The organism is Mycobacterium sp. NGS35 (assembly GCF_059812855.1).
Genome location: NZ_JCALDL010000003.1, coordinates 236,503 through 261,385, shown reverse-complemented (window position 1 = coordinate 261,385; position 24,883 = coordinate 236,503). Strand labels below are relative to the sequence as shown.

The following is a 24,883-nucleotide window of genomic DNA, read 5'->3' as shown; positions in this document are numbered from 1 at the left end:
TAATGCCTGGTAATCATGAGCAGCCCGGCGCACCGCTTCCGGGGTCGGGAAGCCCGACCTCGCTCGTCGGCGCCACGCCACCGGTTGCCCGGCCGGTCGGCGCGGCGCCCGCTGCTGGTCGTGGCCCAGCTGGTCACAGCGCTGGCGGCGGTGGTGATCGTGGTGATCACCGGGATGGCCTGGGCGGGCAACCGCAACTTGTTCGGCGGGATCACGATCTCGCAGGCGCTCGAGGGCGCGCCCGCCTCCACCGGCGGTGACCAGAACATCCTGATCATGGGCCTCGACAGCCGCCTCGACCAGCACGGCCGGCCGTTGCCGCAGGAAATGTACGACGCGCTGCACGCCGGCGACGAGACGGCGGGTGGCTACAACGCCAACGTGCTGATCGTGGTGCACATCCCGGCCGGCACCGCGCCCATCACCGCGATCTCGATCCCCCGCGACGACTACGTCGACCTCGCCGGTTGCCAGTGCAAAGGCAAGGTCAAGCAGGCCTACGGGTTCGCCTATCAGCGGGTGATGGACAAGCTGGACGCGTCCGGTGATCCCACCGCAAACGAGCAGAAGGCCCGCGAGGCCGGCCGTAAGGCGCAGATCAACACGGTGCGCAACCTGCTCGGCATCCCGATCGACCACTTCATCGAGGTCACGCTGGCCGCGTTCTTCCAGATCGCGCAGGTGGTGCAGCCGATCACGGTGTGCCTGAACGAAGACACCTACGACAACTTCTCCGGCGCCGACTTCCACAAGGGGGTGCAGCAGATCGACGCCGCGCAGGCGATGGCGTTCGTGCGGCAGCGCCGCGACGTCAACGACGAGATGTTCACCGACCTGGACCGCACCCGTAGACAGCAGGCGTTCATTGTGTCCTTGCTCAACGCACTGCGTCACGGCGGATCGCTGTCGAGTCCCAGCGACCTGCACCGGTTGCTGGACGTGGCACGGCAAAACATCGCCGTCGACTCGAGCCTGGACATCTCCAGCTTCATCCAGCACGCGTCGGCGTTCACCGACCGTGGGGTTTCGCTGTACACGCTGCCGATCAGCAGCTTCACCCAGGATTCCGCCGGCGAGGACGTCAACACCGTCGACGTGCCGATGATCCGTGCGATCGTGCGCGACCTCGTCGGCGCCCCGACCGCAAACACCGCGCCGACGGGCAGCACGACCACGGCGCCGCTGTCGACCGCCAATGAGGCGCTGTCCGCAGCCAGCGGCGTGGTGCTCAACGTGGTCAACGCCTCGGACTACAAGGGGCTGGCCACGAAACTGGTCAACACGTTCAGCGACCGCGGATTCACCGCGGGTGAAGTCACGACGGCCGACAGCGTCAGCGACGAGAGCACCATCACCTACGGGCCGGGCGCCGGGCCGGCGGCCGAGGCGCTGGCCCGTCAGCTCAACCTGACCGCAACCCCGTCGAGCAGCCTGGCCCGCGACACGGTGCAGCTGACCGTGGGCACGGACTTCCCCAGCGCCGATTACCTGATAAACAGTGAATCAGGAAGCACCGCAAGCACAGAAAGCACCACAACCGCCACCAGCACGACATCGCCGACCAGTACCGTCGCCACGGTGTCGGCCACGGCGGCCGGGCCCCGAACTCCCGCACCCACCGACCTCACCCGCATGACCAACGACCAAGCGCCGTGTGTGAAGTGACCGGCGGCGCGCGGCCAGGCAGACGAAGAGGACGCACGAGATGACCTACGACCCGCGGTACCCGCAGCGCCCGCCATACCCGGATCCGCGCACGCGTTATCAGCAGCCGTACGGCCATCCGACGTATCCGCCGCAGCGCGCGGCCTATCCGTACACCGCGGTGTTGCCACCGGCCCAGCCGGCCCCTCCGAAGCGGTCCCGCGCAGGCCTGATCTTCGCGGGAGCGGTTGTGCTGTCGGTCATTTCGGCCGCGATCGGAGGCGGTGTGGCATTGACGGTCTCGTCGCCGCATTCGCGGCTGAGCACGATGACCACCGCCACCAACAGCGGCCAGCCGCCGGCCCGCTTGCAGGCCGGGTCGGTGGAGCAGGTGGCGGCCAAGGTGGTGCCCAGCGTGGTGAAGCTCGAGACCAAGCTCGGCAATGCGTTCGCCGAGGGGTCCGGAATCATCCTCGACCCCAACGGCCTGATCCTGACCAACAACCACGTCGTGTCGGTCCCGGGTGCAGCACCGAGCGGACGCGCCGGCGCCGACACCACCGCCACCTTCAACGACGGCCGTACTGCGCCGTTCACGATCGTCGGCGCAGACCCGACCAGTGACATCGCGGTCGTGCGCGCAAAGAACATGACCGGACTGACCCCGATCACCCTGGGCTCGTCGGCGGACCTTCGGGTGGGCCAGAGCGTGGTGGCAGTCGGGTCGCCGCTCGGGCTCAACAGCACCGTGACGGCGGGCATCATCAGCGCGCTGAACCGGCCGGTGTCGACGGTGGGTGACGCGGACAACCAGAACACCGTGCTCGACGCGATCCAGACCGACGCGGCGATCAACCCCGGCAATTCGGGCGGGGCGCTGGTGAACATGAACGGCGACCTCATCGGCGTGAACTCGGCGATCGCGACCATCGGCGACACGTCGAGCGCCGACGCGAAGGCCGGGTCGATCGGGCTGGGCTTCGCAATCCCGGTGGACCAGGCCAAGCGCATCGCCGACCAGCTCATCACCACCGGTAAGGCGTCGCGCGCGTCGCTGGGTGTGCGGGTCACCAGCAACGCCGACACCCATGGGGCGCGGATCGTCGAGGTGGTCAGCGGCGGCTCCGCAGCCTCGGCGGGCCTTCCCGTCGGCGCGGTGGTCACCAAGCTCGACGACCGGGTCATCGACGGCGCCGACGCGTTGGTGGCGGCCGTGCGTTCGAAGGCGCCCGGCGACACCGTGACGCTCACCTACACCGACCCGTCGGGAGCCACCAAGACGACGAAGGTGAAGCTGGGCATCGCGGCGCCGTGACCGCTGACGTGTGGCGGCTGGACGCGTCCGACGGCCAGCTTCTGATCAAGACCGGTGTCACCGGGCGGGCGTCGCGAATGGGTCACCGGCTGACCATCGCGATGACCAGTTGGCGGGGCACCGTCACCTGGACGGGCGACCAGCCCACCGCCGTCCAGCTGGACGTCGACGTCGACTCGCTCGAGGTGCTGCGCGGCGAAGGCGGGGTGACGCCGCTGTCCGGACCAGAGAAGGCCGTCGTCCGCTCGAACGCGTTCAAGTCACTCGAGCGCGACCGGTTCCCGACGATCACATTTCGGTCCGAGGACGTCGCCACGACACCCGACGGCTACCGCCTCACCGGGACCGTGGAGATCCACGGCACCGCGCGCCCGCAGACCGTCGACGTCGGCGTGGCGGATCTCGGCGACGCATGGCAGATGTCGGCCCAAGTGCAGCTGCGCCAAACCGACTTCGGCGTCAAGCCGTACTCGCTGTTCATGGGCACGCTGAAGGTGGCCGACGAGGTGACGGTCGCATTCACCGCCAGCCGCGCCAAAAACGCTTGAGCCCATCGGTTTTACCGGCTCCAGCGCGCGGGAATACACCGTCATGATCAGCACGTCGCATCGACGACCCATTGATCGAGCGGCCGACGCTCCGATGCTGCATCGGGCCGAAGGCGTGCTTCTGGCGCTGCGGCGGTGCCCGGTCGAAGAGGCCTTCGACGAGATCGTCGCGACGTCGCGGCAGTACGTGGTGCCGGCGCTGCGGGTCGCGCAGGCGCTGGTCGAGCTCGCCGAAGGCCGCGAGCCGTCACACCCTGGCGCAATGGCGGTCGCGCGCCGACAATGGGGACATCTTCTGGAGACCACCGACGCAGCTGGGCAAGCAGGATGAACAGACCGATGAGCAAGACAGCGGAGTATCTGGCGGCACCCGCACGGATGATTGCCAGACCGTTGGCGCCGGTCGGCAAGGCGGCGCAGTGGATGCGGTCCGGCTATCCGCAGGACGCCCCGGGCGCCCACATCGCGCTGCTGGCGTTGTGCTGCAAGCCGCCTTCGGAGTCGCCGCGCGGCTGACAGGCGGTGCTCGCATAGCATCGCTGTCGATGGCCAAAGACTTCCGGTTCGGCATCGGGTTGTTGCCGAAGGGCTCGCGGTCGGCGTGGCAGGAGACCGCCCGCCGCGCCGAAGACCTCGGCTACGACATCCTTCAGGTGCCAGATCATCTGGGTGCGCCGGCTCCGTTTCCCGCGCTGGTCTCGGCGGCCGAGGTGACGACGATCCGGCTCGGCACGTTCGTGCTGAACGCCGGGTTCTACAAACCCGCGCTGCTCGCCCGCGACGCCGCCGCCGTAGACATGCTCAGCGACGGCCGATTCGAACTCGGGCTGGGCACCGGATACGTCCGCGAAGAGTTCGAGGCCGCCGAGTTGCCGTTTCCGACTGCCGGGCAGCGGGTCGACTACCTGGCGCACATGACGGCCTACATGCGTGAGCACCTGCCCGATGTGCCGTTGCTGATTGCCGGCGCGGGAGACCGGGTGCTGACGATCGCGGCGCACCACGCCCACGTCATCGGCATCGCCGGTGGCCGGCCGGGCGGGATGGCGGCGGATCCGCTCGGCGAGCGCGTCGAGTTCGTGCGCGGGGTGGCCGGCGACCGGTTCGACGACATCGAGTGCAATCTGGCGATCATCGCGGTACCGCGCGACTCGAGCGGGGCACCGGACCTGCGGCTGGCCCGCAGGTATTCGCCGGAGCTGTCCGACGATGAGCTGCGGAAGCTGCCCGGTGTGCTGGCGGGGACGGCGCGCGACATCGCCGACACGCTGCGGCGGTACCGCGACACCTACTCGCTGACGTACTTCACCGTGCAGGAGCACCACGCGGAGGCGTTCTCGAAGGTGATTGCGGAGTTGCGCTGACGCCGGGCCGGTAAGCTGCGAGCCGATCGGCCCTCGTAGCTCAGGGGATAGAGCACGGCTCTCCTAAAGCCGGTGTCGCAAGTTCGAATCTTGCCGGGGGCACCATGATTCGAACGCACGTTCGATACAGAGCTGCAAATACAGAGGTCGGCACAGGAAGTGCCGGCCTCTCGCATGTCTATCGGTACATGTCTGCGGCACGGCATAGACTTACTTTCCACGTACTGACCGCTGTAAACGAGTTTTAATCTCGGTAGGGTCCCTGGCGATCGGTACACACTTTGGTTGCTCTATTGACAACATAGTTATCCCTGTTCGATGTACCGAATGAAAAGGGTGCTTGGCGCTCAGCTATCGCGAGTGCTGAAAGACAGGAAGAGAATAGTTAAGAGGACTCTTAGTCACAATGGCCAGCCTGAATAACTCGACAAAGCAAAAACTTGAACATCTGTTTGGTATGAGAAGCGGTTATGTGCTCGACTTTTCCAACGCTACCTTCCGGGACTTTATCCTGACCAGCGTTGGCATCGACGTCGACGAGACGTACCCGAACGGATCGAAGGCAGTCCGACTTCGAGCCCTCTGGCAGAGTGAGAGCCTTTATGGATCGGCTTGAACGGATCAATCTTCGGTGGCCTACCCACTTGGTATGTCCTCTGGAGCGCGCGTCGTGTACCTGTAAACATCGTCGACGGTAGCCAAATCGGCGAGGAATGCTTGGTGCACGGCGTCTCCCAGCTCGGCGATGTCGTCGCCGAGCTTCCCGCGGCGGTCGGCCGCAACAACTAGCGTCTGATAGATCAGTAGCCAGTCGAATGGCGCCCGCGCCGCGGATGTAGGTGCTCTACAGCTGACCCAACAACGCGCGCTGATCACGGGGTGTCTGCATGCCCGCTCGTTAACGTCTCCGAGCATGCGCATCGACACATCCCATCGCTCGCGCGAACACGGTCATTCCCCGGAACCTGTGAACAGGGCGATTCCACGTCGAGAATCGGTGTGAAGGTATGTGAAGGTAGAAGCGCACCATTTCCATGACCGGCCCACCACCATAAGCCAGTCAAACCGCGCGGCGGCGACGCTCCTGGGTGCTCGGAGCATGTCGTGACCGTTCGCCACATCTACGTCGACGAAACCAAACAGCGTGGCTACGTACTGGTTGCTAGCGTCCACATCGCTACGGAACTTGGGGACCTGCGGAAAACCATGCGGCGCTTCATCTTGCGCGGACAGACCCGAATCCACATGGCCAAGGAAAGCGATCTGCGCCGACGCGCAATATGCGACGCCATTTGTGCTGCGGCCGTGACCGCCACCATCTATGACGCCGACCAGCGCTATAAGGACCCGCTCGGCGCACGGGATGCCTGCCTGCAAGCCCTGATTAGGGACATCACGGGCGAGCAAACGCTACTAGTGCTTGAGCAAGACGATTCCATCATCCATTGGGACAGGCAGCGACTGATCGAGCTGACACGTGCCGAAGGGCGCCGCGACACCTTGCGCTATGAACACCACCGAGCCAGGTCCGAGGTGCTGCTGGCGGTGCCCGATGCGATCGCGTGGTGCTGGGCGCGCGGCGGCCACTGGAAACGGCGAATCGAGCCTGTGATCGCCGCCGTAAAACAGGTCTAACCGTGGCCAAATGCGCGAAACCCGGCCCGCCCACCGTCCGGAAGGCTGCCGGGTTCACTTCCTGAAGCTCACCGCAACAGGCACCACCCAATATATGAGATAAGCAACCCTAAGCCAATACCAGCCCATATAAGTCCCCATAGGGCGACTTATTGCCATCCACGCACGCACTGCAAATCGACGCCCGCTCCACACCAGTCGAACCCTGTCGCCGGAACAGTGAGCGGCACGCCGCGCGCGGAGGAGCCTTAATCCAAGAGCTTGTCCACCATGCCGAGCCAGAAAAGGTTTTGATGACCGCTTGCTCGAGGTGCGCCTGGCCGACGCGATCGGTCACGTGATGACGAACCCATAACTGGAAAACGACTCAACGAGTTCGTTCGCGGCGGGAACCAACGGTGCTGATGACATGCCACGCCCGGCTATCAGTCCAGCGCCGTGTCCACCACGCGCTGTGCGATGTCCACCAGCTTGGTGTTGCTGGTCTGCGACAGCTCCCTCAGCATGTCGAAGGCGCGCACCGCGTCGACCTTGTAGCGCTCCATGATGATGCCCTTGGCCTGGCCGATCAGATCGCGATTGGTCAGCGCTGATTCCAGCTGCTCGCCGCGCCGGCTGGCCAGGATCGCCGCAGCGGCGTGTGCGGCCAGCACCGAGCCGATCGCTTCGGCCTCAGCGTCGAACATGTTCGGCTCGAACGCGAACAGGTTCAGCGCGCCCGCGGTGTCGGTGCTCGTGTAGAGCTTGAACGACAGGCTGCTACGGATGCCCATCTCGAGAACCGCCTGTGAGTACCGCGGCCACCGGTGTTCTTCCTTGAAGTCGTCGGTTCGCACGATCAGCTCGTTGATCGCAGCCTCCAGGCATGGCCCTTCGCCGAGTTCGCCCTGCAGCCGGTCGAGTTCCTCCGGCAGCTGCGAGGTGCCGGCGTGGGATTCCACCTTGCCGCCCTTGGTGACGATCAGGACGCCGGCGGCGTCGACTCCCGGAATGGTTTCGATCGCCGTGGCCGTCACGCCGGACAGAACGTCTTCGACGCTGCTGGGCACCGCGACCCGGCGGGCCAGCTCGGCCATCTTCGTGGCCAGCGTCCGCCCATCTTGCTCGATCATTGCTGTCCTTCGTGCCTCGTTTCCGCTTAATTTACGCGCCCGCTAATCAGCACTCGCACACGATCCGTCCGCTGTGAAGTGGTTTCAAGACCTGTTACCGGCGGTACTTGGTAAGCCATACTCGTCGGTGTGGCAATGAACGGGGAGTCAATGGACATGTCGATACTTGCTGCAACCTCCGAGGGCGGCGGTGCTGCCCTCGACCAGGTCATCGGTTTGAGCGTCGGCGCGGCCGTCGTGTTCGCAGTTCTGCTGTGGATCGGCTACATGCACCGTACGCGCAAAATCACCTGGCTTACTCGGCTAGCCGACGCTTTCGGCCGTCGGTTCAAGCGCCCGCCATGGGTCGCGTTGCCGATCGCGTTGTTCATCACGACCATCATCTGTGCACTGTTCGGCTTCATCTGGGACGTCAGCTGGCATATCGGCAACGGCCGCGACGCCGGGCCGCTGGCCAACCCAGCGCACTACTTCATCCTCTTCGGCCTCTTCTTGCTGTTCGTGGCCGGGATGCTGGCGGTAGTGCTGCCCTACGACAAACCCGGTCCGGCTGCTGTGAGGATCACGCGCAATTGGTACGCCCCCGTCGGCGGCGTGTTGATGGCCGGCTGCGGCATGTACGCGCTGCTCGGCTTCCCGCTCGACGACATCTGGCACCGCATCTTCGGCCAAGACGTAACCCTATGGGGCCCAACCCATCTCATGATGATCGGCGGTGCCGGGTTCTCCACCATCGCCGCGTTGCTGCTCGAGTACGAGGGCCGGATGGCCACCCGCGACAATCCCCCCGAGGAGGGGCTGGGGCTCAAGGCCGTTCAGTACCTGGGCTTCGGCGGCATCGTCATCGGCATGTCGGTGTACCAGATCGAGTTCGACTTCGGCGTGCCGCAGTTCCGGTTGGTCTTCCAGCCGATGCTCATCGCCGCCGCCGCATCGCTGGGTCTGGTCGCCGCCCGAATGATGATGGGCCGCGGCGCCGCGATCCTGGCCGCGTTGTTCGCCATCGGTTTGCGCGGTGCCGTCTCCTTGGTGGTCGGTCCCATCCTCGGCGCGCCGATCAACTGGTTCCCGCTCTACCTCGGACCCGCGATCGTCGTCGAACTGCTGGCACTGACACCGTTGCTCAAGCGCCCGCTGCTGTTCGGCGCCGTGAGCGGTCTGGGTATCGCCACCGTCGGCCTCTGGCTGGAGTCGCTGTGGATCGGCTCGGTGTACCCGTATCCCTGGCCGACGAGCATGTGGCCGGAGGCGCTCGCGATGGCGGTCCCCGTGGCCATCTTGGTCGGTGTCTGCGGCGCGATGCTGGGCATGGTGTTCACCGGCCAGCGGCTGCCGTCGCGGCCCATCGGGATCGGGCTCGTCGCCGCCGCCGTCGTCGTCATCGGCGGAGCGACCGCCAACGGGCTGCAGTACCACGTCCCCGACCCGAACGTGCTCGCCACGATCAAGCTCACCGAGGCCAGCAACGTCGACGGTCACAAGATGATGGACGCGGACGTGCGGATCAGCCCACCCGACCTCGTCGGCGCCGACCCCGAGTGGGTCTCGCTGCTGTCGTGGCAGGGCAAGATGGAGAACGACCGCGGCATCGTCATCGATCGCCTGCAACGCCTGGGGCCGGGCCATTATCGCTCGAACCAGCCCGTTCCGGTGTACGGGTCATGGAAGACGCTGTTGCGCATCCAGGACGGTAAGAAGATGGCGGGCGTGCCGATCTATCTGGCGGCAGACCCAGGAATCGGCAAACCGGTGGAAGGCATTTCGGCCAACCAGCTGAACTCGCCGACGATCGTCGGTGTGGCGAAGTTCCAGCCGGAGATCACCATTTTGCAGCGTGAACGCACACCCGACACCCCGACGTGGTTGTGGTTCGCCGGCTGCCTGGTGGTGCTGGCCTGCACGCTGACGCTGATCGCCGCGCTCACCTGGGGTACCGGCCGGATCAACAACAGCGAATTCGAGACAACCGCGGACGTCGAGGACCGACCCAAAGCGCAGGCGTGACGGTGCAGCAGGTTCTCGCTCACCATGCGCTGATCCTCGCTGTGCCCGCATTCGTGCCGGCGATCGCCGTCGTCGCGGTGATCGTCTGGGTTGCCGTGCGCGACAGGCGAACTCCTGAGAACACCTCGGAAAGGAACGAGAAGTCGGAATGACGCCACGAGTCGTCGCCGCCCTGATGACCACCCTCGCACTCGTCACCGCGTGCGGGGGATCGAAGAGCAGTGAGCCGAGTTCGTCGGCGTTGCCACCGCCGTCACCGCAGCAGGCCGCACCCAGCCTGGTCGTCGACGTCACGATCAACAAGGGCACCGTCACGCCCACCAACGCCCAGCTCAAAGCCAAAGTGGGACAGCCGATTCGGGTGCAGGTGAACAGTGATGCGGCTGACGAGCTGCACGTGCACTCCGTGCCCGACCACACGTTCCACGTCGACGCGAAGCCGAATCAGACGTTCCAGTTCAGCGTCGACGTCCCGGGTCAGGTCGAGGTGGAGCTGCACAAGCTGGACCGCACCATCGCCACCATCCAAGTTCAGCAGTGACGCCCGACCATCAGGCCGTGCTCGCACATGGGCTCGGCGGCTCTACCGACCTGCCCGTACCGCTCGGCTTCGCCTTGGTGGGTGCCGCTTGGGCGTTGACGTTCACGTTCGCAGTCGTGGCGTTCGCGTGGCGCAAGCCGCGGTTCGACCCGGCCAAACCCGGTCGCGCGCTTCCGGATTGGGTGACCCGCGTAGTTGATGCCCGGTTGACGCGTTGGGTGGCGGCGGGCGTCGTATTCGTGTTCACGGTGTGGGTGGTGATCGGCGGCATCTACGGCCCGCAGAACAACCGCAACGCTCTGCCCGGAGTGTTCTACGTGCTGCTGTGGGTGGGAGTCGTCGCGGTGTCGCTGGTGTTTGGCCCGGTGTGGCGGGTGATCTCGCCGATGCGCACGGTGTATCACACCGTGCAGCTCTTCGGATTCCGCCATGCCCGCTATCCGGATCGGCTCGGCTACTTCCCGGCCGCGTTCGGCTTGTTCGCGTTCGTCTGGCTGGAGCTGGCCAGCCCCGATCCCGGCTCGCTGCACGGAATCAAGCTGTGGCTGCTGGTGTACGCCGTCGCGATGATCATCGGTGCGGAGATCTGGGGTGAGCGCTGGTTCGCCCGGGCCGATCCGTTCGAGGTGTACAGCGTTGTGGCATCGAGACTTTCGCCGTTTCGCCGCAATCGCGACACGGGGCGCATCGTGGTGGGCAACCCGTTCGACCACCTGCCGTCGCTGCCGGTGCGTCCCGGTGTGGTCGTTGTGCTCTCGGTGCTGCTCGGGTCGACGGCGTTCGACAGCTTCTCCGCCACGCCGGGCTGGCGCAACTTCGTCGACGACCTGTCCGGTGGGTCGGTGCTGACGGCAACGTTGGTCAAGACATGCGGACTGCTGGTGTTCGCAGCGGTTGTGGCGCTGACGTTCTCGGCGGCGGCCTGCGCTACCGGCGGCGTGGACCGCCGCCAACGGCTGGCGTTGCCCGGCCAGATGGCCCACTCGCTGATCCCGATCGTCGTCGGCTACATCTTCGCCCACTACCTCAGCTACCTGGTGGAGCGCGGACAGGAGACGTTCGTGCGGCTCGGCGATCCGCTGGGACGCGGCTGGAATGTGTTGTGGCTCAGCAATGCTGAGGTGTCGTACGTCTTGTCGTCGCATCCGGCGGCGTTGGCGACGATCAAGGTCGCATTCGTGGTGGCCGGGCACATCGCCGCGGTGATCGCCGCCCACGACAAAGCGCTGCGCGTCCTGCCGCAGGGACACCAGCTGACCGGGCAGTTGGCGATGATGCTGGTGATGGTCGGCTACACGTTCACCGGCCTGTACCTGTTGTTCGGCGGATAGCGATGACCGACGCGCTGCTATGGGTACTCGCCGCCCTCGCTGTCGCGGAGGCGGTCGGGCTTGCGGTACTGGCACTGCTGCTGCTGCGGACCCGCCGCGAGGCCGACGAACTGAGGTCGCGCGTCGACACCCGCCAGCAGCTGATCACCGGTGGCCGCGAGGCGGTCAAGACGGTGTGGCAGACGGCGAACCTGATCCGCGAGCGCGGGCTGGGCGCGGCGGTGCGCAGTTCGATCGAGGAGCTCGCCGACTGGGCCGAGGTCGAGCGGCCTGACCTTGCGCGGCTGACGCACGGCGGCAACGTCGTGATCTTGTTCTCCGACATCGAGGAGTCGACGGCGCTCAACGAAAGCATGGGTGACCGGGCGTGGGTGCGGTTGCTCGCCCGCCACGACAAGCTGGTGCGGCAGTGTGTGGACAAGCACTCCGGGCACGTGGTCAAAAGCCAAGGCGACGGTTTCATGGTCGCGTTCGCGCGCCCCGACGAGGCGGTGCACTGCGCGCTGGCGATTCAGCAGGCGCTGCGCAAGCAGGCGAAGCGGTTGTCCGGCAAGGCTATTCGTGTGCGCATCGGCATCCACATGGGCAAGTCGGTGCGACGCGGCGACGACCTGTTCGGCCGCAACGTCGCGATGGCGGCGCGGGTCGCGGCCCAGGCCGACGGCGGCGAAGTGCTGATCAGCGAGCCGGTGTTCGACGCGGTCAGCGACGAGGTGGAGGTCGGCGAACCGCGCGAGGTGGAACTCAAGGGCTTCCGAGGCACGCATCTGCTCTATCCGGTGGAAGTGGCCGCCTAGCAAGCGGTTTCAGGGCTCACCGGCGTGACGAAAGCGCCGAGAACAACGCCCATAGCGAACACAGCGCCGCCGCGCCCGTCGCCGCCGCTGCGATGTAAAACCCGTAGCCGACGGTCACCGGCGGATGGATCTTCTGGTGGTAGTACACCGCCGTCATCGCGCCGATCGACAGCGAAAGCACAAGGGCGGCAACGGCGGACATGCGCGCCGACAGTTCGCGCGCGGTCATCGCGCCGGCGACGACGAGCCCGGAGGCCAGCAGCATGATCAACTGCCCGGCGTCGAACTTCGCCGGCGGCGACAACGCACCCACGGTGCCGCCGATCGCGCTGGAATGCCCACCCCCGCTGACGTTCGTGGTCCGCCACGGCAGCCATCCGCTGACCGCGATCACCGCCGCGAACAGCACCACCAGCCAACCGGGACGCAGCCGGATCATGGTTGGCACCCTAGCGCGTCGACGCGGCACTACTGTGAACGTCCATGGCGGAGGTTCCGGATTGGGCTCGACGGCTCAACATGTCGCCGCACCCCGAGGGCGGCTGGTTCGTCGAAACGTGGCGCAGCGAGTTGACGATCGCCGAATCAGCGCTCCCGCCCGATTACGCCGGCCCGCGCAGTGCCGGCACCGCGATCCTGTTTATGCTGCTGCCCGGCCAGCAGTCGGCCTGGCACACCGTACGCAGCGCGGAGTTGTGGATGTTCCATCGCGGCAGCCCGCTGCTGCTGGATGTGGGCCGTGAACAAGCAACGGCCACAACGCATCTGCTCGGTTCTGACCTGGACGCGGGCGAAGAGCCGCAAGTGCTGGTGCCGCCGGGATATTGGCAGCGGGCACGGCCCCGCGACGACCAGCCCAGCCTCGTCAGTTGCGTGGTGGTGCCGGGCTTCGACTACGCGGATTTCGCGTTGGCCGCGGAGTAGCGTTACCCAGAATGCGGGGCCACACCATCGTCTGCGGCGACGACGCCTTGGCGATGCGAATCGTCGAGGAGCTCAACAGCGCCGGTACATCGGTGGTCATGCTCACCTCGCCCGCCGAGCTCGCCGAGGCCGGCATCGACCACGCGAACGCCATCATCTGCGTGGCACACAACGACGCGATCAATCTCGAGATCGCACTGCTGGCACGCGAAGCCAACCCGAATGTGCGCGTGGTGGCCCGCTTGGTCAATGCCGTACTGCGAGAAGCGGTCGCAGGCGGCAACGGCCCGGGGGCCATCCTCGATGTCGCCGACCTGGCCGCGTCGTCGGTGGTCGAAGCGTGTCTGTCGCGCACCACGCACGCGATCACGATCGCCGGCGTCGAGTTCGTCGTCTCCGGCACCGAGGCGCCGCGCGACGCCACGCTACGTGAATTGTTCGGCGACCTCGCGCCCGTCGCAGTGATCAAAGGCGAGACCGCCCCACACGCCGGCGAGGTGGTGGCCTGCCCGGGCCGCGACCTCGAGGTGCAAGCCGGCGACTGGACGGCCATGTTGGGCACCGCCGACGAGCTGGCCGCGCGCGGTATCCGGGCGGAGCCGCCGACAGCCAACCACCGCTATCGGCGCCGGTGGTGGGTGCGGATGGTCGACGGGCTGCGGATGCTGCGCGAGGACATCAACCCGCTGTTCTACCGCCTGCTGGCGGTCACGCTGGCGTTGCTGGTGGGCTCCACGATGATGCTGCGGTTCGCCTACCAGTACCCCGGCATGACGTGGGTGGACGCACTGTATTTCTCCACGGAGACCATCGCGACCGTCGGCTACGGCGATTTCAACTTCATCGAACAGCCGACCTGGCTGCGGCTGTGGGGCATCGTGATGATGTTCGCCGGCGTCACCACCGTCGCGATCCTGGTGGCGTTCATCGCCGACCTGCTGCTGTCGCGGCGGTTCGCGCAGTCGGCGGGCCGGCGGCGGGTGCGGCATCTGCGCCGCCACGTGATCGTCGTCGGCCTGGGGTCCTTCGGCATCCGCGTCGTCAGCGACCTGCGGGCGGCCGGCTACGAAGTCGCCGTCATCGAGAACAACGACGAGAACCGCTATCTGTCGGCGGCCGCCGCACTGGACGTCCCGGTGATCTTCGGCGACGCGACGCTGCGCCAGACGCTGGAGGCCGCGCGGGTTTCCGAAGCGCGTGCGGTTGCGGTGCTCACCCAGGACGACATGGTGAACATCGAGATCGGCATCGTGCTCAAGGAGATTCTCGGCTCGCGGTGGCGCCGGCGCGGCAACCGGCCGGGCGTGCCGGTGGTGCTGCGGGTCTACGACCGCGCGCTCGGTGCCGCGGTGGCGCACCGGTTCGGCTTCGCGAACGTGCGCTCCACGGTCGAACTGGCTACGCCGTGGTTCATCGGCGCGGCGCTGGGGCTTCAGGTCATCGGCACGTTCTCGGTCGGCCAGCGGTCGTTCATGGTGGGCGGGGTGCGGGTGGAACCTCGTAGCGAGCTCGACGGAATACGCATGATCGAGATGTCCACCCACACCCGCGTCATCGCCATCTGCCGAGAGGACGGCACGTTCACGGTGCACCCGCGCCGCGAAACCCGGCTCACCGCCGGCGACACGGCCTATCTGGTGGGGCCGTACCGCGAACTGCTCGACACCCTGCGCAAGGGCCAGTTCGGGATCAGCGCAGCGAAGACAGGTTGAACACCGCGCCGGTCGGGTCCGCAGCGGACGCCAGCCGCCCGTACGGGGTGTCCTCGGCCGGGCGCAGCACACTGCCGCCCAGGTCGGTGATCAGCTGCAGGGTCTTGTCGACGTCGTCGGCACCGAAGAACGTGACCCAGTGCGACGGGACGTCGTCGGGCAGAATCGTAGACCCGTCCATCAGGCCGAGTGCGTCCTCGCCGTCGAAAACCGCTGTGTGATAACGGAATTCGTCGGAGTCATGCTCGACGCGGGTCTGCCAGCCCAACACGGTGCGGTAGAAGTCGACCGCCTTGGTGAACTCGCGGGTGGTCAGCTGATGCCAGACCGGCGCGCCGGCCTCGCCGATCACCTCGAAGCCGCGATGGCCGGTGGGCTGCCATAGGCCGAAGGGCGCGCCGGACGGGTCGATGCCCATCGCCATCCAGCCCTTCTCCGGAACTTCCATCGGCGCCACGCACACCGATCCGCCTGCGCTGCTTACGGTTTCGGCGGTCTTGTGGATGTCGGCGGTGTGGAAGTAGATGTTCCACGCGTCGGGAGCGTTCCATTCGGGCTGGTTCTGCATCAGCCCTGCGACGGGCTTGCCGTCCTTGGCTGCGTTGATGTAGCCGCCGTAGTCGGGACCGGGCGACTCGAACGTCCAGCCGAAGAGGGCGCCGTAGAATTCCTGGGCGCGGTCGACATTCGACGACGACAGGTCGATCCAGATCGGTGCGCCAAGCGGTGCGGGGGTCATGTGAGTCTCCTTTCAGCTCGCCGGTATTGACTGCCGCTCGCGTAGAAACTCATCGCTCGCGCCCCGCGAGCGTGCGCTGTTGTGCGTGGTTCTCGGCGTGTCGCCGGGCAGACGCGCACGGTCGCGCAAGCGAGGCGAGGTTCACGCTAGGCGAGGCCCAGTACGCGCAGGGCGTTCTCCTTGAAGATCAGCCGCCGCACCTCGGGATCCATGCCCAGGGTGTCGAAATCGCGAAGCCAGCGGTCGGTCTGGATGAACGGAAAGTCGGTACCGAACAGCACTTTGTGCTTGAGCTGACGGTTGGCCGCATGCACCAGCTGCGGCGGGAAATACTTCGGCGACCAGCCCGACAAGTCGATGTAGACGTTCGCCTTGTGCGTGGCGATCGCGATCTGCGAGTCCACCCACGGCACCGCGGGGTGGGCCATCACGATCGTCAGCTCCGGGAAGTCGGCGGCCACGTCGTCGAGCAGCATCGGGTCGGAGTGGCGCAACTTGATGCCGTAGCCGCCCGGCATGCCGGCGCCCAGCCCCGTCTGCCCGGTGTGGAACAGCGCCGGGACGCCGGCCTCGGCGATCGCCTCATAGATCTGGTAGAACCGCCTGTCGTTCGGATCGAACGCCTGCGCGCTCGGATGGAACTTGAACCCCTTGACGCCATGGTCGTGAACCAAGTTGCGCACGCGGCGCACCGCCCGCTGACCTTTCCACGGGTCGACGCTGCCGAACGGGATCAGGATGTCGTTGTTGCGCGCGGCGCCGTCCACCATGTCGTCGATGGAGTTCGGCGGATGTCCCGACGCGGACTCGGCGTCGATGGTGAACACCACCGCGGCGATGTTGCGCTGGCGGTAGTGCTCGGCCAGTTGGTCCACGGTGAAGCTGCTCTCGGGGCCGAGCTTGAAGTATTGCTGGGTGGCCGCGGCGAGCTGGTCGTCGGTGGCCTTGTGCCCGTGGCTGTCGACCTCCACGTGGGTGTGGATGTCGATCGCCTGAACGCCGGCGAAATCGATGCCGTACTCGTACATCTGCCCTCCTGATTCTGCGCACAGATCGCAGTTTTCGCAGAAATCGCGATCTCACCGCAGTCTCGACGGGAGCTACGCCGCGAAGACCGCCTTGAAGTTGTCCAGCGATTCCCGGATGTCGCTCTTGAGCGCTCCGGCGACGAGCATCCCGATCGGGCCGAACAGTGCGGGCCCACCCAGGTGTACGTCGAACGTGACCTGCGAACTCGACGGATCGTTGTCGTTGGGCTTCACCTTGCCGATCAGCTTGACCTTGACCCCGCCCTTGCCGTCGCCGTTGAGCGTCATCGCCTGCGGCGGCTTGTAGTGCACGATCGTCCACTTGATCCGGTTGGGCATGCCCTTGACCTCGACGATGGACTCGACCACTGTGCCCTTGTCCAGGGTCTCGGGCAGCTTGCTGCGCCACACCCGGTGGATGGTCAGCCACTCCTTGTAGCGCGACAGGTCAGAGGCGCAGTCCCATGCCTTCTCCGGCGGCAACGGGACGTCGACGGAGACAGAGAGTTTCGCCATATGTCAAGTCTTCGGGTTGCCCTTGTCGACGGCCTTTTTGGCCGCTTCCTGAACCTTGTCGACAGTGTCTTTGTACTTGCCTTGAGTCTTTGAGTCGACGATGTCGGCCGCCTTGTCGATCGCGGTTTCCACCTTGTCGGCGTTCTTGCCCAGCAGGTCTTTGGCCTTGTCGAGGAAACTCATGCCGTCATTGTCGTCGAGCGCCCGTCGTCTTTACAAGCGAGGCCGACCGTCGAGGCTCACAGGTGCCACCATTCGTCCCGCGCGGACGAGTCCGGCAGCTCGAGCCGGTGACCGGGCTTGGGCACCGCGACGTCGACGCCGGCATCCGCGGCCGCGGGGACGAGCCGATCGACGGGCTCGGCCCACGGGTGCGGTGCGAGCCGGAACGTGCCCCAATGGATCGGCAGCAGAACGCCTTTGGCGGCACCGTTGAGGTCGACGTGCGCGCGGACGGCTTCCTCGGGGTTCATGTGGATGTCCGGCCACAGCTTGTTGTAGGCGCCCACCGGCAGCAGCGTGAGGTCGAACGGGCCGTGCTGCGCACCGATCTCGGCGAAGCTGCGGGTGTAGCCGGTGTCGCCGCCGAAGTAGGCGCGGTGGCGCGGGCCGGCGATCACCCACGACGCCCACAGCGTGGTGTTGCGGCTGACGAACCGGCCAGAGAAGTGCCGCGCCGGTGTGCACACCAGTGTCAGATCGTCGATGGAAGTGCTTTGGCCCCAATCCAATTCGACGATGCGCTGCTTCGGGATGCCCCAGCTGCGCAGGTGCGCGCCGACGCCCAACGGGACGACGAACGGCGCCCGCTGGCTGCGGGCGAGCGCCAGCACAGTGTCGAGGTCGAGGTGGTCGTAGTGGTCGTGGCTGATCACCACGACGTCGACGGCCGGCAGCGACTCCAGCGGGATCGGCGGCGGATGCAGCCGCTGCGGGCCCACGGCGTGCGACGGCGAGCAGCGCTCACTCCACACCGGGTCGGTGAGCACGCGGTAGCCGTCGACCTCCACCAGTGCGCTGGCGTGGCCGAACCAGGTGACCGCCAGCGGCGTCGGTGTGCCCAGGCCCGCCGGCCGTTCCACCGGAATCTCGCTGGGTGAGCGGCCGGCGCGACCGCCGAGCATCTCGCGCAGCATGATCCGCTGCTCTTCGCGGCTGACCTCGAACATCGACGTCGGCTCGAGGTTCACGAACGCGCCGTTGCGGTAGTTCGGCGATCCGGCGGCGACTTCCCGGATGGCCAGCGGGCTGGCACCCAGCGCGGCCGGTGCGCCCCGCAGCGCGCGCAGCAACCACCCGCCGCCCAGCAGCGTGGCCGTGCCGACGCCGACCCGCAGCGCGCCCGACAACATGGCCGCTCAGGCGCCCTTGAAGTTCGGCGGCCGCTTCTCCAAGCGCGCCACCTGCGCCTCGACCACGTCTGAGCTGTTCCATGCCTTGTCGAACAGTTCCTTGTGCACGGGTCGCTGTTCTTCGTAGGCGCCGTCGTCGTTGAGCACGCGTTTGGCGTGGCGCAGCGCCAGCGGCGCGAGCCCGGCGATCTCCTCGGCCCACTTCTGCGCGTCGGCCAGCGAGCCGATCCGGTTGGCCAGCCCCGTCTGCAGCGCGACGTCGGCGGTCAGCTTCTCCGCGGTCAGCAACATCGCCCGCGCACGACCGTACCCGGCCAGCGACGACAACCGTCGGATGCTCCAATTGTCAAGCGCCAGACCATATTTCGAGGTCGGGAATTGGAAGAACGCGTCGGGCGACACCACCCGCAGGTCGCAGATCATGGCCAACTGCAGGCCCGCGCCGATCGCGGGGCCGTTGATGGCGCCGATCACCGGCATCGGCGCCTCGTCGATGGACTTGTGCAGGGCGATCAGCCGGTCGGGATAGTCCGCGGCGAACGCGTCGCCGGACAGATCGGCCCCGGCGCAGAACACACTGCCCTGCCCGGTCAGCACGATCGCGCGGATGTCGTCGGCCCCGGCCTGCTCGATCGCCTTGCGCAGCTCCTCGACGAGCTCGGAATTCAGCGCGTTGCGACGGTCCGGCCGCTGCATCTCGATGGTGGTGACCTTGTCGACCCGGGTGACACCGATCATGACGTCACCATATCGAGGACGCCGAATCGGGCGTCACCAGCTGCCAGTCTTCGGGCAGCCCCGACGTTTTGACCGCCTGACCCTCGGCTTCGACGTGCACGGTCACCGGCCCCAGCCGCAGGTCGGCCAGCTCGAGCCGTCCCCAGGCCGACGGCAACCGCGGCGATACCTCCAGCCGTCGGTGCGGCACATGCGGGTGCAGGCCCAAAAACGAGCGCACCAGCAGCAACGGCGCCGCACTGGCCCACGCCTGCGGAGAACACGACGTCGGATACGGCACCGGGGAAGCGAACTGCTCGCGGGGGAAGCCGCAGAACAGCTCCGGCAGCCGGCCGCCGAACGCGCCGGCCGCGTCCAGCAGCCCCTTGGCCAGCCGCTCGGCCAGCTCCACCGCACCCGGCAGATGCGCGTACCGCAGCAGCCCGGCGATCGCGATCGCGGTGTCGTGCGGCCAGACCGATCCGTTGTGGTAGCTCATCGGGTTGTAGCAGCCCATGGTGGTGGCCAGGGTTCGCAGCCCGAACCCGCTGTCCATCTCGGCGCCGGACAGCCGCTCGATGATCTTGGCCGCGTGCTCGTCGGGGGCGATGCCGGTCCACAGGCAGTGGCCCATGTTGCTGGTCAGCGCGTCGATCGGGCGTTTCCACCGGTCCAGGCCAGTGGCATACCACCCGCGGTCCGGCAGCCAGAACGCCTCGCAGAACCGCTCGCGCAGCTCGGCGGCGCGCTGCCGCAGGCGCTCGGCGTCGCCGGACTCGCCGAACTCCTCGGCCAGCTCTGCGCGGGCCAGCATCGCCGCGTACGCATACCCCTGCACTTCGCACAGCGCGATCGGCGGTTCCGCGCGGCGCCCCTCGGCGTCGTTGATGCCGTCGAAGCTGTCCTTCCAGCCCTGGTTGATCAGGCCGCGATCGGTGGCGCGCTGGTATTCGATGAAGCCGTCGCCGTCACGGTCGCCGTAGCGCGCCATCCAGTCCAGCGCGGCGTCGGCCGCGGGCAGCAGCGACCGCACCTCCGCCGGGTCGGCGCCCCACCGCCAGCACTCGCCGAGCAGCATCACGAACAGCGGTGTCGCGTCGATCGACCCGTAGTACACCGTGCCGCCGAGCACCGCGTCGCTGGCCGGGCCGCGGCGCACCTCGTGCATGATCCGGCCCGGTTCTTCCTCGGTGATCGGATCCACCCGCCGTCCCTGCACCTTGCTCAGCAGTTGCAGAGTACCGACGGCCAATTCGACGTCGAGCGGCAACGCCATCCATGCGGTCAACAGGCTGTCGCGGCCGAACAGCGTCATGAACCAGGGTGCGCCGGCGGCCACGAACGGGCGGCCGTGCACCTCGTCGGTCACCAGCAACGCGCCCAGGTCGCTCTCGGTGCGTTGCAGCACCAGCGACAGCACCGGATCGTCGGCCGCCACAGCCGTGGTCGTGTCGCGCCAGGCCTCGATCTTGCGGGCCGGCCCGCTGGACTGCGGCTCGTCTGTCCGGCCGAAGCGGCTGGCCACCTTCTGGTCGACCCACGTCGGCTGCGCAAGCACCTCGGTCTGCCAGCATCCACCGGGTGGCACGACCACTCGCCACGACAGCGAGCCGGGCAGCACGACAGGATCTGCCGACGCGCTGATGCTCAGCCCGCGTACGCGGTCCATCGGGTCGTAGAGCATCAGCTCGCGGTTCAGCACCGCCTTGTCGGCGCTCGCGGTGGCCGCGCGGCCCTCCTTCACCGCGAACAGGTCTGTGAAGTCGGCGTCGGCGTGCAACTCCAGCGACACCACGGTGCTTTCGCGGTCGAGGTTGTACACGGAGATCGTCTCGCGCATGCCGTCGGCGACCAACCGGTCGCGCACGATCAGCAGCGTGCTGTCAGCGGTGCCCGACCGCGGCGGGCGCCGCGAAACGAATTGCGCCGCAAAGGCTTCCGGAGCCTGCACATCCAGCGCCTCAGCGGTCTTGCCGTCGACGCGCAATTCCCACCGGGACAGCACGCGGGCGTCGCGGAAAAAAAGTCCATGCGATTTGCCCGCCCGCACGTCGCCGTGCCGGTCAGACAGGCAGAACGTGGCGCCTTCGACCAGCGTCACCGTGTCGCCGCCGGAACCGATCGCGGCGGGTTCGCTGCCGTTGAGCGGGGTCGGCTGACCGGTCATGCGCTGACCTTCTCACTGATGGCCGGCACCTCGGCCGCGCGGCGCCGGGATCTGCGCCACGGCATGCGGCGCGGGCTGTCGGTGCGCTGGCCGACCATGCGGCGGTAGATGCGTTCGTAGCCCGAGCCGAACGCGGCGACGCTGAACCGGGTCGCGACGTGCCGGCGGCAAGCGGCCGGGTCGATCGCGTCGAGCTTGTCCATCGCGGCTGGCAGCTGCGCGGGGTCGTCGCAGATGAAGCCGGTCACACCGTCGGCGACGACTTCCGGTACCGCGCCGGCTCGCAGCGCGACCACCGGCGTGCCGCACGCCATCGCCTCGATCATCACCATCCCGAACGGCTCCTCCCACTGCACCGGGAACAGCACACAGCGCGCTCCCGCCAGCAACTTGCGCTTGCTGTGCGCATCGGCCGGGCCGAAGACGTGGTCGGTGTCGGTGAGCAGCGGCCGCACCTGTTCGTCGAAGTAGACCTGCTCGTGCGGCTCGTCGCACTTGCCGGCCAGCACCAGCGGCACACCGGCGGCGTGGGCGGCCTCCAAGGCCAGATGCGCACCCTTGTAGCTGGCGAACCGGCCCAAGAACAATGCGTAGTCGCCCTTGTCGGCCTGGAACGGGAAGTCGTCGACCCGCAACGCGTTGTGCACGCGGCCCACCCAGTTGAGGTCCGGGGCGAGTTCCCGCTGCCGATCGCTGATCGCGACCAGCGCGACATCACCGCCGAGCTCGCGGTAGTAGGGATAGAGGTCGTCGTCGATCGGCCCGTGCACCGTGACCACGGTCGGTATGCCGAGCGCTTTGTAGAACGGCGCGTTGAGCGGCCCGGCGAAGGTGTGGTCGTGCACGAGGTCGACCCCTTCGTTGACCGCAAGGCGGGCGATGGCGTTGCGCACCTTGACCGCGTGCATCACTTCGGGGTACGGCTGACCCAGCCGGTCGCCGACGGTGTGGTCCCACAGCGGCACGAACCGCGCCTTGGTGCCCGGTTCGCCGGCACCCAGGAGTGTCACGTCGTGGCCGCGGTCCACCAGCGCGTCGGCCAAGTCGGCAACCACAGCTTCGGTGCCCCCGTAGCCCTTCGGCGGCACGTCGAAGTAGGGCGGGGCGACGAGCACGATCCGCATCGGCTGGACCACCTCGGCATCCCGGACGAAGTCGGTGCCACGCATCAAGAACTCCTCCCTCCTGTCCACCTTGCGTTAGCACTCTCGGTCGACGACTGCTAATTATGGCGACGAGAATCCTTCTGCGCCAGTCGAACTCGGCGGCCGATACCGTGGTGCGGTGAGCCGGATCTCTCCCGCGCAGTTGCGCGACGCCGTGCTCGATGCCGGATCGTTAGTCAGTTGGGACACCGGTGGCGAGGAGTCGGTGCGCAGCGGCGAGGGCCGAGTGCATGGCCGCCGCGTCGCGGTGGTGGCGAGCGAGTTCGACTATCAGGCGGGATCCATCGGCGTCGCGGCGGCGGAGCGGATCACTGCAGCCGTCGAACGCGCGACCCGTGAGCGTCTGCCGCTGTTGGCGTCTCCGAGCTCCGGCGGAACCCGGATGGGGGAAGGCACCGTCGCATTTCTGCAGATGGTCAAGATCGCCGCGGCGGTGGAGCAGCACAAGAGGGCCCATCTGCCGTATCTGGTGTATCTGCGGCACCCGACGACAGGCGGCGTGTTCGCGTCGTGGGGCTCGCTGGGCCACGTAACCATCGCCGAACCCGGCGCGCTGATCGGCTTTCTGGGACCGCGGGTCTACGAGCAGCTGTACGGCGAGCCGTTTCCAGCGGGCATCCAGACCGCGGAGAACCTGCAGCGACACGGCGTGATCGACGGCGTGGTGCCGTTGAAGTGGCTGCGGCGCACGCTGCAACGGGCGCTGAAAGTGATCGTCGACCCGCCGGCGCCGGCGCCGAAGCCGCCCGAGGCGGAGCCGACGCCCGACGTGCCGGCCTGGGACTCGGTGCTGGCGTCACGTCGTCCCCACCGTCCCGGTGTCGGCGTTCTGCTGCGGCATGGCGCGACCGAGAAGGTGGTGCTCTCCGGCACCGGGCAAGGACACGCGACGTTGCTGGCCCTGGCCAGGTTCGGCGGCCAGCCGGCCGTGCTGCTGGGGCAGAAGCGCACCAGCGACAGCGTGGGCCCGGCGGCGCTACGCGAGGCGCGCCGAGGAATGGCGCTGGCCGCTGGACTGCGGCTGCCGCTGGTGCTGGTGATCGACACGTCCGGGCCGGCGCTGTCGGCCGAAGCCGAGCAGGGCGGCCTCGCGGGCGAGATCGCACAGTGTCTGGCAGAACTGGTCACTTTGCCCACGGCGACGGTCTCGGTACTGCTCGGGCAGGGCAGCGGCGGGCCGGCGCTGGCAATGGTGCCCGCCGACCGGGTGCTGGCCGCGTTGCACGGCTGGCTGGCGCCGCTGCCGCCGGAGGGTGCCAGCGCAATCGTGTATCGCGACACTGCACACGCAGCAGAACTGGCTGCGGCGCAAGGCATCCGGTCGGCCGACTTGCTGGCGGCCGGGATCGTCGACGCGATCGTGCCCGAGCATCCGGACGCCGCCGACGAGCCGATCGAGTTCGCCAAGCGGCTGTCGCGTGCGGTTGCGGCCGAGTTGGGCGCGCTGCGCAGCCTGCCCGACGAGCAGCGCAACGCCGACCGGTTGGCGCGCTACCGGATGCTGGGCTGACTCACCACGGGTTCTGCTGCTGCGGCGGCTGCTGCTGCTGCGGCTGAGACGGCGGCTGTTGATAACCGGGCTGGCCCGCACCGTAGTAGGGCTGCTGCGGCTGGCCCTGCGGATATCCCTGCGCGCCGTAGCCGGCGCTGCCGTAGTAGCCGTACTGCGGCTGCCTGGGCGCGGGCGGCTTGATCACGCCGGCCGATATCAGCAGCGCGGCCACCGCGAGCGCCGACTGCAGGAACCCGGTCACCAGAGCCAGGATCAGCCCCACCCCGGCGCCGAATTCCTGGCCGCCCAGACTGTCCACCAGTCCGATGAGCAAGAACAGCAGCGACAGGAAGCCGGCGATCGACAGGCCGGCGACGGCTGCCTCGTTGGCACGCTGCTTGGGCAGCAACGCGAATCCGGCGATCAGCCCGGCGGCCAACAACAGGCTCAGCCCGATGACGCCCACACCGACCCCGAAGTTGTCGAAGAAGCTCATCGTGTTGTCGTCGTCGGATGGGCCGCCGCTGCTCGACACCGCGCCGCCTTGGGCGTACGGCGCGAAGCCGAGGAAGAAACTGATGATGCCGAGGGCGACGACGCCGAGGTTCAGATAGAACGGCAGGCCTCGCTCCTCCCTGGGCGGGGCGCCGTAGCCCTGCGCCTGCGGTTCTTGCGGCGGGCCGCCGTAGCCGCCCGGGCCCGTCGAATACGTCATCACCTGCTCCTTGTCCAGCGCCGTCCAGCGCGGTCCAGCGGATCGTCGCCGCGGCGATCGCGCA

Annotated in this window: 26 protein-coding genes and 1 tRNA gene; 16 read left to right on the top strand and 11 right to left on the bottom strand. The window is 67.4% G+C overall.

Annotated features, from left to right (window positions below; translation table 11 throughout):
• Positions 1-15 precede the first annotated feature (15 nt).
• The 8 genes from AC5Y4C_RS08860 to AC5Y4C_RS08825 all read left to right on the top strand — a co-directional run bounded on the left by AC5Y4C_RS08860 (position 16) and on the right by AC5Y4C_RS08825 (position 6,506).
• Positions 16-1,665: an LCP family protein gene (locus AC5Y4C_RS08860; protein WP_499961652.1), complete on the top strand. Its 1,650-nt coding sequence runs from the start codon at positions 16-18 to the stop codon at positions 1,663-1,665.
• Between the two features lie 40 nt (positions 1,666-1,705).
• Complete coding sequence (locus AC5Y4C_RS08855) at positions 1,706-2,959, top strand: S1C family serine protease (RefSeq protein WP_499906603.1); 1,254 nt, start codon at positions 1,706-1,708, stop codon at positions 2,957-2,959.
• Positions 2,956-3,507 (top strand): YceI family protein, encoded by a 552-nt coding sequence (locus tag AC5Y4C_RS08850; RefSeq protein WP_499961650.1) that lies wholly within the window; start codon positions 2,956-2,958, stop codon positions 3,505-3,507. The genes AC5Y4C_RS08855 and AC5Y4C_RS08850 overlap by 4 nt, the downstream gene beginning before the upstream one ends.
• A gap of 94 nt (positions 3,508-3,601) precedes the next feature.
• Positions 3,602-3,838: an ANTAR domain-containing protein gene (locus AC5Y4C_RS08845; RefSeq protein ID WP_499961649.1), complete on the top strand. Its 237-nt coding sequence runs from the start codon at positions 3,602-3,604 to the stop codon at positions 3,836-3,838.
• 8 nt (positions 3,839-3,846) lie between these two features.
• Positions 3,847-4,023 carry a hypothetical protein gene (locus AC5Y4C_RS08840; RefSeq protein WP_499906609.1) on the top strand — a complete coding sequence of 59 codons (177 nt, stop codon included), beginning with the start codon at positions 3,847-3,849 and terminating at the stop codon, positions 4,021-4,023.
• A gap of 29 nt (positions 4,024-4,052) precedes the next feature.
• A complete protein-coding gene (locus tag AC5Y4C_RS08835) occupies positions 4,053-4,871 on the top strand; it encodes an LLM class F420-dependent oxidoreductase (RefSeq protein WP_499961647.1) in 819 nt (272 codons plus the stop codon).
• A 29-nt stretch (positions 4,872-4,900) separates the two neighbouring features.
• Positions 4,901-4,976, top strand: a tRNA-Arg gene (locus AC5Y4C_RS08830).
• Between the two features lie 999 nt (positions 4,977-5,975).
• A complete protein-coding gene (locus AC5Y4C_RS08825; protein WP_499961646.1) occupies positions 5,976-6,506 on the top strand; it encodes a hypothetical protein in 531 nt (176 codons plus the stop codon).
• 425 nt (positions 6,507-6,931) lie between these two features.
• Here the strand turns inward: AC5Y4C_RS08825 and AC5Y4C_RS08820 are convergent, their stop codons facing one another.
• Complete coding sequence (locus AC5Y4C_RS08820; protein ID WP_499906617.1) at positions 6,932-7,618, bottom strand: GAF and ANTAR domain-containing protein; 687 nt, start codon at positions 7,616-7,618, stop codon at positions 6,932-6,934.
• A 135-nt stretch (positions 7,619-7,753) separates the two neighbouring features.
• Here AC5Y4C_RS08820 and AC5Y4C_RS08815 point away from each other — a divergent pair, with 135 nt between their 5' ends.
• The 5 genes from AC5Y4C_RS08815 to AC5Y4C_RS08795 are packed head-to-tail and all read left to right on the top strand — an operon-like array spanning position 7,754 to position 12,291.
• Positions 7,754-9,622 carry a hypothetical protein gene (locus AC5Y4C_RS08815; protein WP_499961644.1) on the top strand — a complete coding sequence of 623 codons (1,869 nt, stop codon included), beginning with the start codon at positions 7,754-7,756 and terminating at the stop codon, positions 9,620-9,622.
• Positions 9,619-9,774, top strand: coding sequence for a hypothetical protein (locus AC5Y4C_RS08810; protein ID WP_499906622.1), 156 nt, complete (start codon positions 9,619-9,621; stop codon positions 9,772-9,774). Before AC5Y4C_RS08815 ends, AC5Y4C_RS08810 begins: the two co-directional genes overlap by 4 nt.
• Positions 9,771-10,163, top strand: a complete 393-nt coding sequence (locus AC5Y4C_RS08805) for a hypothetical protein (protein ID WP_499906625.1) — start codon at positions 9,771-9,773, stop codon at positions 10,161-10,163. The genes AC5Y4C_RS08810 and AC5Y4C_RS08805 overlap by 4 nt, the downstream gene beginning before the upstream one ends.
• Positions 10,160-11,494, top strand: a complete 1,335-nt coding sequence (locus AC5Y4C_RS08800; protein ID WP_499961642.1) for a hypothetical protein — start codon at positions 10,160-10,162, stop codon at positions 11,492-11,494. The genes AC5Y4C_RS08805 and AC5Y4C_RS08800 overlap by 4 nt, the downstream gene beginning before the upstream one ends.
• Positions 11,495-11,496: 2 nt before the next feature.
• Complete coding sequence (locus tag AC5Y4C_RS08795; protein ID WP_499961641.1) at positions 11,497-12,291, top strand: adenylate/guanylate cyclase domain-containing protein; 795 nt, start codon at positions 11,497-11,499, stop codon at positions 12,289-12,291.
• A gap of 16 nt (positions 12,292-12,307) precedes the next feature.
• Here the strand turns inward: AC5Y4C_RS08795 and AC5Y4C_RS08790 are convergent, their stop codons facing one another.
• Positions 12,308-12,730 carry a hypothetical protein gene (locus tag AC5Y4C_RS08790; protein ID WP_499961640.1) on the bottom strand — a complete coding sequence of 141 codons (423 nt, stop codon included), beginning with the start codon at positions 12,728-12,730 and terminating at the stop codon, positions 12,308-12,310.
• A 44-nt stretch (positions 12,731-12,774) separates the two neighbouring features.
• On the opposite strand from AC5Y4C_RS08790, the gene AC5Y4C_RS08785 reads away from it, so the two are divergent.
• Positions 12,775-13,215, top strand: coding sequence for a cupin domain-containing protein (locus tag AC5Y4C_RS08785; RefSeq protein WP_499961638.1), 441 nt, complete (start codon positions 12,775-12,777; stop codon positions 13,213-13,215).
• 11 nt (positions 13,216-13,226) lie between these two features.
• Positions 13,227-14,927 carry an NAD-binding protein gene (locus AC5Y4C_RS08780; protein WP_499906635.1) on the top strand — a complete coding sequence of 567 codons (1,701 nt, stop codon included), beginning with the start codon at positions 13,227-13,229 and terminating at the stop codon, positions 14,925-14,927.
• Here AC5Y4C_RS08780 and AC5Y4C_RS08775 read toward each other — a convergent pair.
• The 8 genes from AC5Y4C_RS08775 to AC5Y4C_RS08740 all read right to left on the bottom strand — a co-directional run bounded on the left by AC5Y4C_RS08775 (position 14,905) and on the right by AC5Y4C_RS08740 (position 22,615).
• Entirely contained in the window at positions 14,905-15,666 is a 762-nt protein-coding gene (locus AC5Y4C_RS08775; RefSeq protein WP_499961637.1) for a VOC family protein, read from the bottom strand. The two genes, AC5Y4C_RS08780 and AC5Y4C_RS08775, sit on opposite strands and share 23 nt — an antisense overlap.
• Before the next feature lie 146 nt (positions 15,667-15,812).
• Positions 15,813-16,694, bottom strand: coding sequence for an amidohydrolase family protein (locus AC5Y4C_RS08770; RefSeq protein ID WP_499906639.1), 882 nt, complete (start codon positions 16,692-16,694; stop codon positions 15,813-15,815).
• A 72-nt stretch (positions 16,695-16,766) separates the two neighbouring features.
• The gene (locus tag AC5Y4C_RS08765; RefSeq protein WP_499961636.1) at positions 16,767-17,210 is read right to left on the bottom strand and encodes a type II toxin-antitoxin system Rv0910 family toxin; all 444 of its coding nucleotides are present in this window, start codon (positions 17,208-17,210) and stop codon (positions 16,767-16,769) included.
• A gap of 3 nt (positions 17,211-17,213) precedes the next feature.
• A complete protein-coding gene (locus AC5Y4C_RS08760) occupies positions 17,214-17,393 on the bottom strand; it encodes an antitoxin (RefSeq protein ID WP_499906643.1) in 180 nt (59 codons plus the stop codon).
• Between the two features lie 56 nt (positions 17,394-17,449).
• Entirely contained in the window at positions 17,450-18,559 is a 1,110-nt protein-coding gene (locus tag AC5Y4C_RS08755; protein ID WP_499961757.1) for an MBL fold metallo-hydrolase, read from the bottom strand.
• Positions 18,560-18,568: 9 nt separating this feature from the next.
• Positions 18,569-19,300 carry an enoyl-CoA hydratase gene (locus tag AC5Y4C_RS08750; RefSeq protein WP_499906645.1) on the bottom strand — a complete coding sequence of 244 codons (732 nt, stop codon included), beginning with the start codon at positions 19,298-19,300 and terminating at the stop codon, positions 18,569-18,571.
• 4 nt (positions 19,301-19,304) lie between these two features.
• A complete protein-coding gene (locus tag AC5Y4C_RS08745) occupies positions 19,305-21,446 on the bottom strand; it encodes an amylo-alpha-1,6-glucosidase (protein ID WP_499961634.1) in 2,142 nt (713 codons plus the stop codon).
• Complete coding sequence (locus AC5Y4C_RS08740) at positions 21,443-22,615, bottom strand: glycosyltransferase family 4 protein (protein WP_499961633.1); 1,173 nt, start codon at positions 22,613-22,615, stop codon at positions 21,443-21,445. Before AC5Y4C_RS08740 ends, AC5Y4C_RS08745 begins: the two co-directional genes overlap by 4 nt.
• A 115-nt stretch (positions 22,616-22,730) precedes the next feature.
• Between AC5Y4C_RS08740 and AC5Y4C_RS08735 the strand changes: the two genes are divergently transcribed.
• On the top strand, positions 22,731-24,122 hold the full coding sequence (locus AC5Y4C_RS08735; RefSeq protein WP_499961632.1) for a carboxyl transferase domain-containing protein: 1,392 nt from the start codon (positions 22,731-22,733) through the stop codon (positions 24,120-24,122).
• A gap of 1 nt (position 24,123) precedes the next feature.
• Here the strand turns inward: AC5Y4C_RS08735 and AC5Y4C_RS08730 are convergent, their stop codons facing one another.
• Positions 24,124-24,819: a DUF5336 domain-containing protein gene (locus AC5Y4C_RS08730; protein WP_499947765.1), complete on the bottom strand. Its 696-nt coding sequence runs from the start codon at positions 24,817-24,819 to the stop codon at positions 24,124-24,126.
• Positions 24,820-24,883: the final 64 nt, after the last annotated feature.

Excerpts from the sequence above, each read along its gene's own strand:
- AC5Y4C_RS08860 (WP_499961652.1), top strand. The coding sequence starts at position 16 with ATGAGCAGCCCGGCGCACCGCTTCCGGGGTCGGGAAGCCCGACCTCGC.
- AC5Y4C_RS08760 (WP_499906643.1), bottom strand. The coding sequence starts at position 17,393 with ATGAGTTTCCTCGACAAGGCCAAAGACCTGCTGGGCAAGAACGCCGAC.
- AC5Y4C_RS08785 (WP_499961638.1), top strand. The coding sequence starts at position 12,775 with ATGGCGGAGGTTCCGGATTGGGCTCGACGGCTCAACATGTCGCCGCAC.
- AC5Y4C_RS08765 (WP_499961636.1), bottom strand. The coding sequence starts at position 17,210 with ATGGCGAAACTCTCTGTCTCCGTCGACGTCCCGTTGCCGCCGGAGAAG.
- AC5Y4C_RS08820 (WP_499906617.1), bottom strand. The coding sequence starts at position 7,618 with ATGATCGAGCAAGATGGGCGGACGCTGGCCACGAAGATGGCCGAGCTG.
- AC5Y4C_RS08795 (WP_499961641.1), top strand. The coding sequence starts at position 11,497 with ATGACCGACGCGCTGCTATGGGTACTCGCCGCCCTCGCTGTCGCGGAG.
- AC5Y4C_RS08855 (WP_499906603.1), top strand. The coding sequence starts at position 1,706 with ATGACCTACGACCCGCGGTACCCGCAGCGCCCGCCATACCCGGATCCG.
- AC5Y4C_RS08775 (WP_499961637.1), bottom strand. The coding sequence starts at position 15,666 with ATGACCCCCGCACCGCTTGGCGCACCGATCTGGATCGACCTGTCGTCG.
- AC5Y4C_RS08815 (WP_499961644.1), top strand. The coding sequence starts at position 7,754 with ATGAACGGGGAGTCAATGGACATGTCGATACTTGCTGCAACCTCCGAG.
- AC5Y4C_RS08780 (WP_499906635.1), top strand. The coding sequence starts at position 13,227 with ATGCGGGGCCACACCATCGTCTGCGGCGACGACGCCTTGGCGATGCGA.
- AC5Y4C_RS08750 (WP_499906645.1), bottom strand. The coding sequence starts at position 19,300 with ATGATCGGTGTCACCCGGGTCGACAAGGTCACCACCATCGAGATGCAG.
- AC5Y4C_RS08730 (WP_499947765.1), bottom strand. The coding sequence starts at position 24,819 with ATGACGTATTCGACGGGCCCGGGCGGCTACGGCGGCCCGCCGCAAGAA.
- AC5Y4C_RS08790 (WP_499961640.1), bottom strand. The coding sequence starts at position 12,730 with ATGATCCGGCTGCGTCCCGGTTGGCTGGTGGTGCTGTTCGCGGCGGTG.
- AC5Y4C_RS08745 (WP_499961634.1), bottom strand. The coding sequence starts at position 21,446 with ATGACCGGTCAGCCGACCCCGCTCAACGGCAGCGAACCCGCCGCGATC.
- AC5Y4C_RS08740 (WP_499961633.1), bottom strand. The coding sequence starts at position 22,615 with ATGCGTGGCACCGACTTCGTCCGGGATGCCGAGGTGGTCCAGCCGATG.
- AC5Y4C_RS08805 (WP_499906625.1), top strand. The coding sequence starts at position 9,771 with ATGACGCCACGAGTCGTCGCCGCCCTGATGACCACCCTCGCACTCGTC.
- AC5Y4C_RS08835 (WP_499961647.1), top strand. The coding sequence starts at position 4,053 with ATGGCCAAAGACTTCCGGTTCGGCATCGGGTTGTTGCCGAAGGGCTCG.
- AC5Y4C_RS08840 (WP_499906609.1), top strand. The coding sequence starts at position 3,847 with ATGAGCAAGACAGCGGAGTATCTGGCGGCACCCGCACGGATGATTGCC.
- AC5Y4C_RS08770 (WP_499906639.1), bottom strand. The coding sequence starts at position 16,694 with ATGTACGAGTACGGCATCGATTTCGCCGGCGTTCAGGCGATCGACATC.
- AC5Y4C_RS08845 (WP_499961649.1), top strand. The coding sequence starts at position 3,602 with ATGCTGCATCGGGCCGAAGGCGTGCTTCTGGCGCTGCGGCGGTGCCCG.